This is a genomic window from Nonomuraea recticatena (assembly GCF_039533245.1).
GTDB lineage: Bacteria > Actinomycetota > Actinomycetes > Streptosporangiales > Streptosporangiaceae > Nonomuraea > Nonomuraea roseola.
The window spans coordinates 25,983-38,315 of sequence record NZ_BAAATE010000028.1; the positions used below are offsets into that span (position 1 = coordinate 25,983).

Consider the following 12,333-nt stretch of genomic DNA (forward strand, 5'->3'; position numbering starts at 1 on the left):
CGCGTGAGATCCCCGATCTGTTTCTACTACGGCGACGGACGGCTCGACCGCCTCGCCGCCTACGAGAAGGTCGTCCTGCAGGCCGACTTCTACACCCCCGAGCAGCTGGCCGTCCTCAAGGGCCAGGACGTGCACACGCTCGGCTACCTGTCGCTGTCGGAGGACGTCGGCCCGCCCGCGCCATGGCAGCGGGCCGCGCGCAACCCCGACTGGGGCGGCGCGTTCGTGCACGTGGGCGACCCCGGCTGGGTCACCCACGTGGTGGAGCAGGCCAAGGCGGCGATCGCCACCGGCTTCACCGGGCTCTTCCTCGACACGCTCAACCTCGAGCAGACCTTCCCGGAGGACCTGCCCCACCTGCTCGCCCTCATCGCCGCGATCAGGGAGGAGGCGGGGCCCGACTACCTGCTGGCCAACAGGGGCTTCGCGCTGCTGCCCAGGATGGCCGAGCTGGTGGACGGCGTGCTGTTCGAGTCGTTCTCGGCCCGCTGGGTCGACACCGAGACCTACGCGCCGTGGTCCGACGACGTGCTGGAGGTGCACGCCACGGTGGCCGAGCACCTCCTGGAGTACGACCTGGACCTCTACGCGCTCGACTACGCCGACACCGCCGAGCTGGCCGACTTCGCCCACCGCAGGGCGGCGGAGTACGGCATGCTCTGCTTCGTCAGCGACCGCGTGCTGTCGAGGGCGTAGGGCGGATGCCCGCGCCCGCCACGATGGCGGCCACGCCAGGGTCGTCGTCGAACGCCTGCTGGGGAAGGGTCGTGTTGCCGGAGAGCGTCACACCCTCAGGGGCCTGGCCGGGGTCGGCGTCCCAGAAGTTGCCGGCGAAGGTGACGTGCTCCAGCGGCGGCGACACGTTCAGCACCACGGGAGCGTCGGCCCGATGGACGACGTTGCCCTCGACGGTGACCCACGCGGCCCCGTAGTCGGTGTAGAGGCCGAAGTTGTAGGGAGTGATCGTGTCGCGGACGACGTTGCCGCGGATCAGCGCACCGGTGTCCCGCGAGAGGCCCTGGCTGCCCGAGACGTAGATGCCGCCGCCGTCGGCCAGCACCTGCATCGTGTCGTGCACCAGGTTGTCGAGCACCTGGGCGCCGCGCCCCTCGTAGACCACGATGCCCGCGTGTGGCACGTCGTTGACCTGGTTGTGCGACAGGACGGTGTCGCGGGTGCCGGACAGCAGGATGGCCGGTGAGCCGTGGTAGTCGCGCCCGATGTGGTGGACGTGGGTGTTCTCGATCCGGTGGCGCAGCGCGCCCGAGCCGATGACCACGCCGCCGCCCGACACGTCGTCGACCACGCTGTCGCGCACCACGTTGTCCGCGCCTTCGCCGCGGAACTCCAGCGCCACCCCGCCCATGCGGGTGAACCTGCAGTCCTCCAGCGTGACCCTGGAGGCGCTCTCGAAGATCACGTTACCTGGCATGGTCGCGGGGTCGCCCGGGACGGTGACCTGTCCCTGCCCTTCGGCGAAGGTGACCGTCTGGAGCAGGCCGCCGTCGTAGTAGCCGTTGCCGTGGTAGTGCAGGAAACCCTCGGGGGCGCTGGGCCGCAGCCAGGTCGCGTCGGCGAAGGTGATGCCGAGGAAGGAGACGTCGTGCACGTCCACGGCGTGCAGCAGCGTCTCCAGCACCGGCGCCACCACCTCGCCGAGATCCTCGCCCGGCAGCGGCAGGTAGTGCAGGACCCCGCCGGCCAGGGCGAAGGAGCCCTCCGTCAGGAAGGCGGGGCTGTTCTCCGCGGAGGTCGGGGCGTCGGCGCCGTTCGACTCCCCGGCGCCGGGGCCGTCCCAGGAGATGATCGAGTGGTAGAGCCGCGACGCCCAGCCGAAGGCCGGCTGCGCCATGGTGACGGTGGCCGAGCGGTCGTCGCCCGAGATCCGCGCCACCGGGCAGCGCGCCTCGGACCACGGATAGGCGCCCCTGTAGACGAACTCCACCTCGCCCTGCCACGAGGCTGGAGCGGGGTCGTCGGTGACGTAGCCGGTCTCGGTCCTGGTCAGGCGGTGATCGAGGGTGATGGCCGCGCGGGCGGCGCGCCGCCCCGAGACGTAGAGCTGGCGCGTGGCGAGGCCGGGGACCTCGGCCCTGTGGACGCCGTCGTCGTCCCTGCGCCAGCCGGTGACCGGCCGTCCTCCGCTGATGACGACGCTCTCATGCTCGGCGGTGCCGTAGCCGTGGGCCTGGTAGACCACGCCGGAGTCGGCGGCCGAGAGCCTGAGCGGCTCGGTGAGCCGGTGGACGCCGGCCCTGAGGCTCACCACGGTGCCGGCCTCGGCCGCCGCGCGGGCCCGCTCCAGCGTCGCGAACGGCCGCTCCTGCGTGCCGGGACCTGAGTCGTCGCCTGCCGGATCAACGAAAAGCATGGGGGAGTCCTCTCGCGTGTATGGTGTACACATCTGGTATACAGCATAGACGGGGAGGGAGGTCAAATTGAGTGATCCTGAGCGCAGTACCGAGCTGCTGTGGGGCGAGAGGTCCAGGAGCGGCCTCAGCCTGGATCGGATCGTGCGCGCCGCGATCGAGCTGGCCGACGCCGAGGGCCTGGCCGCCGTCTCCATGCGGAGGGTCGCCGAGCGGCTCGGCTTCACCACCATGTCGCTGTATCGTCACGTGCCTGGCAAGGCCGAGCTGGTCGACCTCATGTGCGACGAGGTGATGGGCGAGACGGCCGGCGAGGACACGCGGCCGCGCGACGGCTGGCGGGCGGAGCTGGAGGGGTGGGCGCGCGCCGACCTGGCGCTCCACCGGCGCCATCCGTGGCTGGTCGAGGCGGCGCATTCCAGGCGGGTGCCGGGGCCGAACGCGCTGGCGGGCTTCGAGTGGGCGCTGGAGGTCGTGTCGAGGACAGGGCTGCCGCACGCGCAGGTGGTGGCCGTGGTGACCCTCGTCGGCGGCTTCGTCGAGAGCGCCGCCAGGCAGATGGCTCAGCGGATGCGCACCGAGCGGCGCACGGGCGTGAGCGAGGAGGAGTGGTGGGGTGCGCGCGACTCCCTCTTCCAGCACATGGACAGGTATCCGACGCTGAGCCGCATCTACGAGGAGGGTGGCTACGACGCCCCTCTCGACCCGTTCGAGTTCGGCCTGCAGCGGGTGCTCGACGGCATCGAGGCGCTCATCCGTGATGAAACGCGTGATGAAAGTCGATGTGCGATATGCGGGAAGGCTCTCGACGAGACCGGTACGGGCAGGCCGCGAGACTACTGCTCCCGCGCCTGCCAGCAGCGCGCCTACCGCATGCGCAAGGGCTAGAAGGCGAAGGCCGCCTCGAAGTGTCTGGTCCTACCGGGGCGTCATCGAGTCCCTCGTCCTGGCCCGCTTCTCCGACGACCCCCTGCACGCGTCGCGCTGAGAGAGCCGCCTGTAAGGTCTGCGCATCGCAGTCGAGGCCGGGAGGCGCAGGTGAGAAGAGACTGGGCGTGGGCCCTCGGCATCCCGCTGTCGGTCATCGCGTGCGCCTGGGTGGCGTTGAACCCGTGGTTGTTCTGGCCGGGGATCGTCGTGGGAACGCTGCTCTGCTTCATGGCGTGGATCGTGACGTCGATGCCGCACGACCGGCATGGGCCCGGCGTGCTGGCGATGTTCGGCGCCTTCGCCCTCCTGCTGTTCGCCGGGTCCGCGGCGTACGAGGCAGCGATGCGGGCGTACGGCGTGCGCGCCGACGTCGTGGTGGTGGCGGTGGAGCACAGGGAGAACGACGGGGGTGCCGACTGGGAGTGCCAGGTGGCGCGGCTCGATGGCACGGCACTGCCGTACACGCTGACCGAGGCGACGGGGTGCGGCGAGGAGCTGGCGCGCGGCCGGCACGTCCGGGTGGTGGAGGACCCGCTGGGCTGGCTGCGCCCGAGGCTGGACGAGCCGCCGACCTTCTCGGCGGCGACTCAGCTGGGAGTCGCGGGCGGCGTCACGGTAGGCGTCGCCGCCTCGATCCTGTGGGGGCGGTCGCGCCCGCGGCCCGGTCGGGGAGCGTCCGTCGGGAGGGGCTCGTCAACCGGTCCGTACCAGTATTGACCGGGCGGCAACCGGGTGATCTCATATGGGCAATCCTGCACCCTTTGAGGGTGGATTGCACATAGGAGGACGAGTGCCCCCCAAACGTCCCGGTTTGATCATCCTTGCGACTGCTCTCATGGCCTCTTCGCTGTTCGCCCCGGTCTCTGCGCACGCCGACGCCGTCGAGATCTATCCGACTCCCCAGCAGGTCACCACCCGCGACGACGGTTTCCCCCTCAGCCCGGTCGTCGGACTGGTCCGTACCAGCCGTAGCGACCCCCAGGCCGAGGCCGTCGTACGGCAGGCGCTCCGAGCCGCAGGGGTGAAGCGCGTCAAGGCGACCGACGGCGAGGACCCCAGGACCCCCGTCACCCTCTGGCTGGGCGGCGGCGCCGACAAGCTGGGCGTGGAGGGGTCGCAGGGCCTGCCCGCCGAGGGCTACGTGCTGGCCGCGGGCGAGGGTGAGGGCGGCAAGCACGTCGCCCTCGACGGCGTCGACGCCGACGGCACGTACTACGCCGCGCTCACCTTCGCCCAGCTGATCCGGCAGCGCCAGGGCAACGACAGGATCCCCGGCGTGGTCGTGCGCGACTGGCCCTCCATGGCCTACAGAGGCTCGATCGAGGGCTTCTACGGCACGCCGTGGTCGCACCAGGACAGGCTCGACCACCTGGACTACCTCGGCGCGCACCGGATGAACACCTACCAGTACGCGCCCAAGGACGACCCCTTCCACAGGGACAGGTGGCGCGATCCGTACCCGCAGGACAAGCTGGCGCAGCTCGGTGAGCTGATCGGCCGCGCCAGGGCTAACAGGGTGGACTTCACGTTCGCGATCTCGCCAGGCCTGTCGATCTGCTACACCTCGGCCGACGACGTGAACAAGCTGCTGGCCAAGTTCGAGGCGATCTACGCCCTCGGCGGCAGGTCGTTCAACGTCGCCCTCGACGACATCGACCCCAACAGGTGGAACTGCGAGGGAGACAGGGCGAAGTACGCGGCGAAGGGCCCGGGGTGGGCGCAGACCGACCTGCTCAACACCGTGCAGGACTGGGTGCGCGGCAAGGGTGACGTCTCGCCGCTGCAGACCGTGCCGACCGAGTACTACAACGCCACGGAGACGCCGTACAAGAAGGCGTTCAGGGACAACCTCGGCCCCGAGGTGATCGTCCACTGGACCGGAAGGGGCGTGGTGCCGACGGCGATCCTCAAGAGGGACGCCGCCGAGGCCAAGGCGGTCTTCGGCCACAAGATCCTGGTCTGGGACAACTACCCGGTCAACGACTACGCCCCGGGCAGGCTCCTGATCGCCCCCTACACCGGGCGGGAGAACGGCCTGTCCGAGAGCCTCGTCGGCATCATCTCCAACCCGATGAACCAGGCGGCCGTCAGCAAGATCTCGCTCTACTCCTTCGGCGAGTTCGGCTGGAACGACCACGCCTACGACGCCGAGCAGTCGTGGTTGAGAGCGCTGTCGGAGCGGGCGGGCGGCGACGAGGCGACCGTGCGGGCGCTGCGCGACTTCGCCGACCTCAACACCCTGGACGGCACGCTGCACCGCCGGCAGTCACCGGTCCTGGCCGAGGCGATCGCGAAGGGCGAGGGGCTGCGCGAGCTCGCCGAGAGGTACGCCAAGGCGCCGGACCTGATCGAGAGCGGCGTGCGGGACAGGGCCTTCGTCGAGGAGGCCAGGTCGTGGCTCGACGCGACCAGGTTGTGGACGAAGGCGCTGGTCCGGTCGCTGGACCTGCTCGAGAAGGTCCGCGCGGACGACGGGGCGGGCGCGCTGGCGATCCGCGGCGAGATCACCCGGCTGGTCGCCGACGCCAAGGCCATCAGGGACGTGCGGCAACCCCACTCCACCACCTCCCCCAAGATCGGCGACGGTGTCCTCGACAGGTTCGTCACCGACGCGCTCAAGACGTACGACGCGTGGATCGGGGTCGGCTCGGGTCGCGCCACCGCCTCCAGCACACTCGGCGTGTACTCCGGTCACGGGCCCGAGCTGATGACCGACGGCGATCTGGGCACCTTCTACTGGAGCCCCTCCTCTCCGCGCACGGGTGACGCGGTCACGCTCGACCTGGGCGCGGTGAAGTCCATCGGCGACATCGCGGTGCTGATGGGCAAGTCCTCGAGCCCCAACGACTACATCCGCTCCGGTGTGCTGGAGCACTCCCTCGACGGGCAGTCCTGGACGAGGCTGACCAGCGGCACCACCGCCGAGGTCCGGTTCAAGGCCCCGGCGGGCACGCTCGCCCGCCACGTCCGTTACCGCTCGGCGGGCGCGCAGGACAACTGGCTCGTCGTGCGCGAGTTCACCGTCGCCACGATGGACGACTCGGAGACCAGGTTGACGGCGAGCGGCACCCCCGCGGGCGCCCTTCAGGCCACGGTCGACGGCAACCTGGACACCGTCTACACGGCCTCCGCCGTTCCGGCCGAGGGCGACGCGCTCCAGGTCGCGCTGTCACGGCCGCGCCTGATCGACAAGGTCGTCGTCATCGGCACGGGAGCCGCCGAGGTGCAGGTCAGGACCGGCGGACAGTGGCAGGGGGTGGGCTCTCTCACGGGGCCCTACACCGAGTTGGACGTCACCGACACGACGGGCGACGCCGTACGGCTGGCGTGGACGGCAGGCGGCGCCAAGCCGCAGATCGCCGAGATCGTGCCGCGCTACGCCGACGTGCCCGCCGCCGAGCTCAGGATCACCCCCGGCACGCTGGTGGCCACGGCGGGTCAGCGGGCCACCGCCACCGTCGTGGTGAGCTCCCAGCTGGCCAGGCCGGTCACCGAGACGCTCAAGGTGACCGCGCCCGAGGGCTGGACCGTGTCGCCCGCCCAGAAGGAGGTCACCGCGCCGCGTGGCGGCCAGGTGGCCGTCCCCTTCGAGATCACCCCACCGGCGGGCGCGGCGGGCCGTAGCGAGAGGCTGTCGTTCACCTTCGGCTCGGTCACGCAGGAACTCCAGGTGGAGGTCCACCGGCCGGTGGCGGCGGACAACCTCGCCAAGGGCAGGCCCGCCACCGCCTCCAGCGTGGAGGGCGGCACCGTCTTCCAGGCGGCCAAGGCCGTGGACGGCGACGCCGCCACCAGATGGTCGTCCAGGGCGGCCGACGGCGAGTGGATCCAGGTGGAGCTCGCCCAGCCCGTGGACGTGGGCAAGGTCGTGCTGCGCTGGGAGGCCGCCTACGGCTCGGCCTACCGGATCGAGGTGTCGGCCGACGGCGTCACCTGGACGCCCGCCGCCGAGGTGGGCGCGGGTAACGGCGGCGTCGACGAGGTGTGGATCGACTCGCCCAACAGCACCAGGTTCGTCCGCATGCAGGGCGTACGGCGGGCCACCCGTTACGGGTACTCGCTGTGGGAGGTGGAGGTCCACAGGGCCGCCTGATCGATGAACGTCAGGACATGCGTCGGCCCCCTCCGTGACGATTCGTCCCTGGCCGGTATGGCCGGGGGCAGTCGTCCGGGAGGGGGCCGGCGCATGCGAAGGAAGCTCGAGGGTTTCGGGTGGATGCGGGGCGGTTTGCCGACTTGGGGCGGTCGGTTGGTGTTGCGCCGAGGCCCTGCTGGCAAGGCACTACAGCATGGGGAGCGAGAAGAGGGGGAATGTCCGACGGACCGGATCCATGCTCAGCTTCCTCGGCCGGGATCTGGCCATCGATCTCGGCACCGCGACCACCCTGATCCACGTCAGAGGACGCGGCATCATGGTCAACGAGCCCTCCGTGGTCGCGCTCGACACCATGACGGGACGGATCGTCGCCTACGGGTCGGAGGCGAGGCGGCCGCCCGCGGGGTCGGTGACCGTACGGCCGGTCAGGAACGGGGTGATCGTCGAGCCCGACATCGCGCGTCGCATGCTTCGATATTTCGTGAGAAAGGTGCACGGACATCCGTTCGCCAGGCCACGGATGACCATCGCGGTCCCCGGAGGGATCACCTCCATCGAGCGGAAGGTCGCGTGGGAGGCGGCCTACGAGGCAGAGGCCCGCAGGATCACCTTCATGGAGAACACCCTTGCCGCCGCCTTCGGCGCTGGACTGGGCAACGGCGACCCCATCGCCGCCATGGTCGTGGACATCGGCGGAGGCACCACGGACGTCGCGGCCGTCTCGCTGGGCGCCGTCGTGGCGGGCGTCTCCAGGCGGGCCGGTGGCGAGGAGATGGACCAGGCGATCAAGGCCGCGGTCCGCCGCCTCTACGACCTCGAGATCGACGACAGGACCGCCGAGACGCTGAAGAAGGAGATCGGCGGGGCGGGGGCGCCGCCGAGGCACCGCGGCCTGCGGGTGAGCGGGATCGATCCCGGCACCGGCAGGAGGGGATATGCCACGATCTCGGCCGTGCACGTCCATGAGGCGATCGACCCGACGGTCAGGACGATCATCGACGCGGTGCGCAGGGTGATCGAGTCGTGCTCGCCCGAGATCGCCACCGATGTGGCGCGCCGGGGGCTGTTCCTCGCGGGAGGGGGAGCGCTGCTGAGCGGCCTGCCCGCGCGGCTCGGCACCGAGCTCGGCATCCCCGTGTCACGGGTGGAGAGGCCTGAGCACTCGGTGGCCCTCGGCCTGAGCATGTGGTCGGCCTCCTCCCGAGCCCTCAAGGCCTGAGCCACCAGAGCCAGGGGCGGCGGATCGTGTGCCCCCGCCCCTGCTCGCGTCGTCAGCCGGGGACGCGCTCCAGCAGGCTCTTCATGTCGTCCGCGTGCTCCTCCTCCTTCGCCAGCAGCTCCTCGAAGATCCTTCGCGTGGTCACGTCCTTGTCGCCGAGCCACTGGACGATCTCGGTGTAGGCGGCGACCGCGATGCGCTCGGCGACCAGGTCTTCCTTGATCATTTCGGAGAGTCCGAGACTGGCGTCGTACTGCGAGTGCGAGCGCGAGGTCAGCGTGTCGGGGTTGAAGTCGGGCTCCCCGCCCAGCTGGACGATCCTGGCGGCCAGCTTGTCGGCGTGCTCCTGCTCCTCCGCCGAGTGCTCCAGGAACTCCGACGCCACCGACTCGGCATTGATGCCGCTGGCGGTGTAGTAGTGGCGCTTGTAGCGCAGCACGCAGACGATCTCCGTCGCCAGCGCCTCGTTGCAGACCTGGATCACACGCTCCAGGTCGGCGCCGTACGCGTCGGTGATCGGGCCCTTGCCGATCTCGGCCCTGGCGCGCTCGCGGATGGTCTTGATATCGGTCAGGAACTCAGCCATGGCCCGCATATGCCCAGGAGTCGGTCCGTAACGCACCGGACGCCGCAAAGGATGACCCTGCACTTCCTCTCCGGGCTCGGGACCTACGGATAGAGCCTGAGCAGGTCATCCTCGCTCTCGCGGCGGACGATCACTCTGGCCGAGCCGTCGGCGACCGCCACGACGGGGGGCCGTGGCACGTGGTTGTAGTTGCCTGCCATGGACCGCTGGTAGGCGCCGGACACCGGTACGGCCAGCAGATCGCCAGGGCGCAGGTCGGAGGGGAGCGGGAGGTCCCTGACCAGCACGTCGCCGCTCTCGCAGTGCTTGCCCACGACGGTCACCTCGCTGAGCGGCGCGTCGGAGCGGCGGTTGGCCAGGGCGGCGGTGTAGGCGGCGCCGTACATGCCGGGTCGCGGGTTGTCGCTCATGCCGCCGTCGACGCTGACGTAGCGCCCCTTGACGGTGCCGACCTCGTAGAGCGCGACCGTGGAGGGCCCCGCGATGGACCTGCCGGGCTCGACCGCCAGGCGCAGCCCCTCCGTCTCCTTCCTGAGGACGGCCAGCAGCTCGGCGGGCGTGGGTGGGGCAGGGTCGCCGGGGGTGTAGGCGACGCCGAGGCCGCCGCCCAGGTCGAGCCTGGTGACCCCGGTCGAGGCGGCGAACTCCGCCATCCTGGCCGCGGCCAGGCCGAAGGCCTCCAGCTCGACGATCTGCGAGCCGATGTGGGAGTGCAGGCCGTACAGCTCGAGCGAGGGCTCGGCGGCGACCCTCGCCACCGCGCGGTCGGCCAGCCCCGCGGCCAGCGAGAAGCCGAACTTGGAGTCCTCGCCGCCGGTGGCGATCGCGGCGTGGGTGCGGGGATCGACGCCGGGCGTGACCCTGATCATCACCCGCTGCCTGACACCCAGCTCGGCGGCGACGGCCGCGAGCCTGTCGATCTCGGTGAAGGAGTCGACGACGACGCAGCCGATGCCCCACTCCACGGCGCGGCGCAGCTCGGCGGGCGACTTGTTGTTGCCGTGGAAGACCACCCGCCCGGGCGGCATGCCGCCCGCCCTCGCCACGGCCATCTCGCCGCCCGTGCACACGTCGAGCGACAGGCCGAGCTCGTCCAGCCAGCGCACCACCTCGGGGCAGAGGAAGGCCTTGCCTCCGTAGTGGACGTCACCGTCGGGCAGCGCGTCGAGCCACGCCTGGGCCCTGGCCCTGAAGTCGGCCTCGTCGAGCAGGTAGGCGGGCGTGCCGTACACCTCGGCCAGCTCGACCGCGCCGACGCCGCCGAGGTGGAGCTGCCCGCCGGTCCACGCGGTGGTCTGAGGCCATATGTCCAAGCTCATGACGTGCGAGCGTAGGCAGAGGCGATGCCTATGAGGGTCGAGCCTCGAAGATTTCGTGGCTGAGAGCCGCATGCCTTCACGGGCCTTGGTGGCGCGCGGCCCGCTCACCACCATGGGCCCATGCGGAAACACCTGGTCATCGCCCTGGCGGCGGTCTGCGCACTGAGCGTGGGATGCGGGAGATCAACCTCCGGTACGGCTGCGCCCACACCCTCCTCCTCCACCGGCAAGAGCGCCAAGGAGCTCGTGCCCGAGGCGGTAAGGAAGTCGGGCGAGCTGCGGATGGCCACCTCGGAGGGCTATCCGCCGATGGAGATGTACAAGCCGGGCACCCAGGAGATGACCGGTGTCGACGCCGACCTGGCTGTCGCGATCGGCGCGAAGCTCGGGCTGAGGACGCGCATCGTCAACGCCTCCTTCGACGGCCTGATCCCGGGGCTGCAGGGCGGCAGGTGGGACATCGCCATGGCCGCGCTGAGCGACCTGGAGCAGCGGCGCAAGGCCGTCGACTTCGTCGACTACTTCAACGCGGGCGGCGCGATCATGGTCGCCAAGGGCAACCCCGAAGGGATCAAGACCCTCGCCGACCTGTGCGGCAAGAAGGTCGTGCTGGCCAAGGGCAGCTCCAACCTGGAGATCGGCAAGCGGCAGAACGACAAGTGCGCCGAGAAGATGGAGATCATGCAGAGCGAGGACGCCCCGACGGGCCTGCTCAGCATCGACTCGGGACGCACGGTGGCCACGATCGTCGACTCTCCCGTGGCCCACATGTACGCCAAGGAGACCGGCAAGTACGAGGTCCTGCCCGAGCAGTACGACGCGGGCCCCTGGGGCATCGCCGTGGACAAGAGGCAGACGGGCCTGCGCGACGCCATCGCCATGGCGCTGCAGGAGCTCATCGACAACGGCGAGTACGGGAAGATCCTGGCGAAGTACGGCACGACGCCGAACGCCGTCGCCAAGGTCACGATCAACACCGGCGCATGATGGAGCTCCCGATCGAGGCGGTGCAACCGTCCAGGCCTGGGCGGGTGGTCGCGGCGGCGGTGGCGGCGCTCGTCATGGCCTGGCTGGCCTACACGATCATCGTCAACCCCAACCTGCACTGGGATGTGATCGTCGGCTTCCTGCTCGACGGCCGCATCCTCGGCGGCCTGTGGATCACGATCGCGCTCACCGCGCTGTCCATGGTGATCGGGGTCGCGCTCGGCGTGACGGCCGCGGTCATGCAGCTGTCGGACAGCCCGGTGCTGCGCGGCGCCGCCGGGCTCTACACCTGGTTCTTCCGCGGCACGCCGCTGCTGGTCCAGCTCATCTTCTGGTTCAACATCGGCCTGGTCTTCCCCGAGATCGGGATCGGCATCCCGTTCGGCGGCCCGATGTTCCTGCAGTGGCCCGCCAACGAGCTGATCACGCCGTTCACCGCGGCGCTGCTCGGGCTGACCATCAACGAGGGCGCCTACATGGCCGAGATCGTCCGGGCGGGCATCAGGTCCGTCGATCCGGGACAGCGGGAGGCGGCCGAGTCGCTGGGCATGAGGCACCGGCAGATCCTGCGCAGGATCGTGCTGCCGCAGGCGATGCGTGTGATCATCCCGCCCACCGGCAACCAGTTCATCTCGATGCTGAAGACCACCTCGATGGTCTCGGTCATCTCGGGCGCCGAGCTGCTGACCGTCTCGCAACGCATCTACCTGGACAACTTCGAGGTCATCGCGCTGCTGGTGGTCGCCTCCACCTGGTACCTGCTGCTCACCAGCGTGGCCACGGTCGGCCAGCGCTTCCTGGAGAGGCGGTTCAGCCGTGGCCACTAG

10 protein-coding genes are annotated in these 12,333 nt (G+C 70.4%); 7 read left to right on the plus strand and 3 right to left on the minus strand.

Translation table 11 applies throughout. From position 1 onward, the window contains the following. The first annotated feature begins 3 nt into the window (after window positions 1-3). Window positions 4-696, plus strand: coding sequence for a hypothetical protein (locus tag ABFX50_RS37320; protein ID WP_346153266.1), 693 nt, complete (start codon window positions 4-6; stop codon window positions 694-696). On the opposite strand, the gene ABFX50_RS37325 is transcribed toward ABFX50_RS37320, so the two are convergent. Beyond that, window positions 668-2,371, minus strand: a complete 1,704-nt coding sequence (locus ABFX50_RS37325) for a right-handed parallel beta-helix repeat-containing protein (RefSeq protein ID WP_346153268.1) — start codon at window positions 2,369-2,371, stop codon at window positions 668-670. The two genes, ABFX50_RS37320 and ABFX50_RS37325, sit on opposite strands and share 29 nt — an antisense overlap. A gap of 67 nt (window positions 2,372-2,438) precedes the next feature. Between ABFX50_RS37325 and ABFX50_RS37330 the strand changes: the two genes are divergently transcribed. The 4 genes from ABFX50_RS37330 (at window position 2,439) to mreB (ending at window position 8,614) form a co-directional block, all read left to right on the plus strand. Next, a complete protein-coding gene (locus tag ABFX50_RS37330; protein WP_346153270.1) occupies window positions 2,439-3,257 on the plus strand; it encodes a TetR/AcrR family transcriptional regulator in 819 nt (272 codons plus the stop codon). A 150-nt stretch (window positions 3,258-3,407) separates the two neighbouring features. Continuing rightward, window positions 3,408-4,016, plus strand: coding sequence for a hypothetical protein (locus ABFX50_RS37335; RefSeq protein ID WP_246452268.1), 609 nt, complete (start codon window positions 3,408-3,410; stop codon window positions 4,014-4,016). 118 nt (window positions 4,017-4,134) lie between these two features. After that, window positions 4,135-7,392 (plus strand): beta-N-acetylglucosaminidase domain-containing protein, encoded by a 3,258-nt coding sequence (locus ABFX50_RS37340; RefSeq protein ID WP_346153272.1) that lies wholly within the window; start codon window positions 4,135-4,137, stop codon window positions 7,390-7,392. Between the two features lie 238 nt (window positions 7,393-7,630). Further along, entirely contained in the window at window positions 7,631-8,614 is a 984-nt protein-coding gene (mreB, locus tag ABFX50_RS37345; protein WP_346153274.1) for a rod shape-determining protein, read from the plus strand. 52 nt (window positions 8,615-8,666) lie between these two features. On the opposite strand, the gene ABFX50_RS37350 is transcribed toward mreB, so the two are convergent. Both ABFX50_RS37350 and lysA read right to left on the minus strand, forming a co-directional pair. Continuing rightward, window positions 8,667-9,200, minus strand: coding sequence for a ferritin-like domain-containing protein (locus ABFX50_RS37350; protein ID WP_346153276.1), 534 nt, complete (start codon window positions 9,198-9,200; stop codon window positions 8,667-8,669). An 83-nt stretch (window positions 9,201-9,283) separates the two neighbouring features. Beyond that, complete coding sequence (lysA, locus tag ABFX50_RS37355; protein ID WP_346153278.1) at window positions 9,284-10,519, minus strand: diaminopimelate decarboxylase; 1,236 nt, start codon at window positions 10,517-10,519, stop codon at window positions 9,284-9,286. Window positions 10,520-10,639: 120 nt separating this feature from the next. Between lysA and ABFX50_RS37360 the strand changes: the two genes are divergently transcribed. Next, window positions 10,640-11,506, plus strand: a complete 867-nt coding sequence (locus ABFX50_RS37360) for an ABC transporter substrate-binding protein (protein ID WP_346153280.1) — start codon at window positions 10,640-10,642, stop codon at window positions 11,504-11,506. Then, the gene (locus ABFX50_RS37365; RefSeq protein WP_346153282.1) at window positions 11,503-12,333 is read left to right on the plus strand and encodes an amino acid ABC transporter permease; all 831 of its coding nucleotides are present in this window, start codon (window positions 11,503-11,505) and stop codon (window positions 12,331-12,333) included. The genes ABFX50_RS37360 and ABFX50_RS37365 overlap by 4 nt, the downstream gene beginning before the upstream one ends.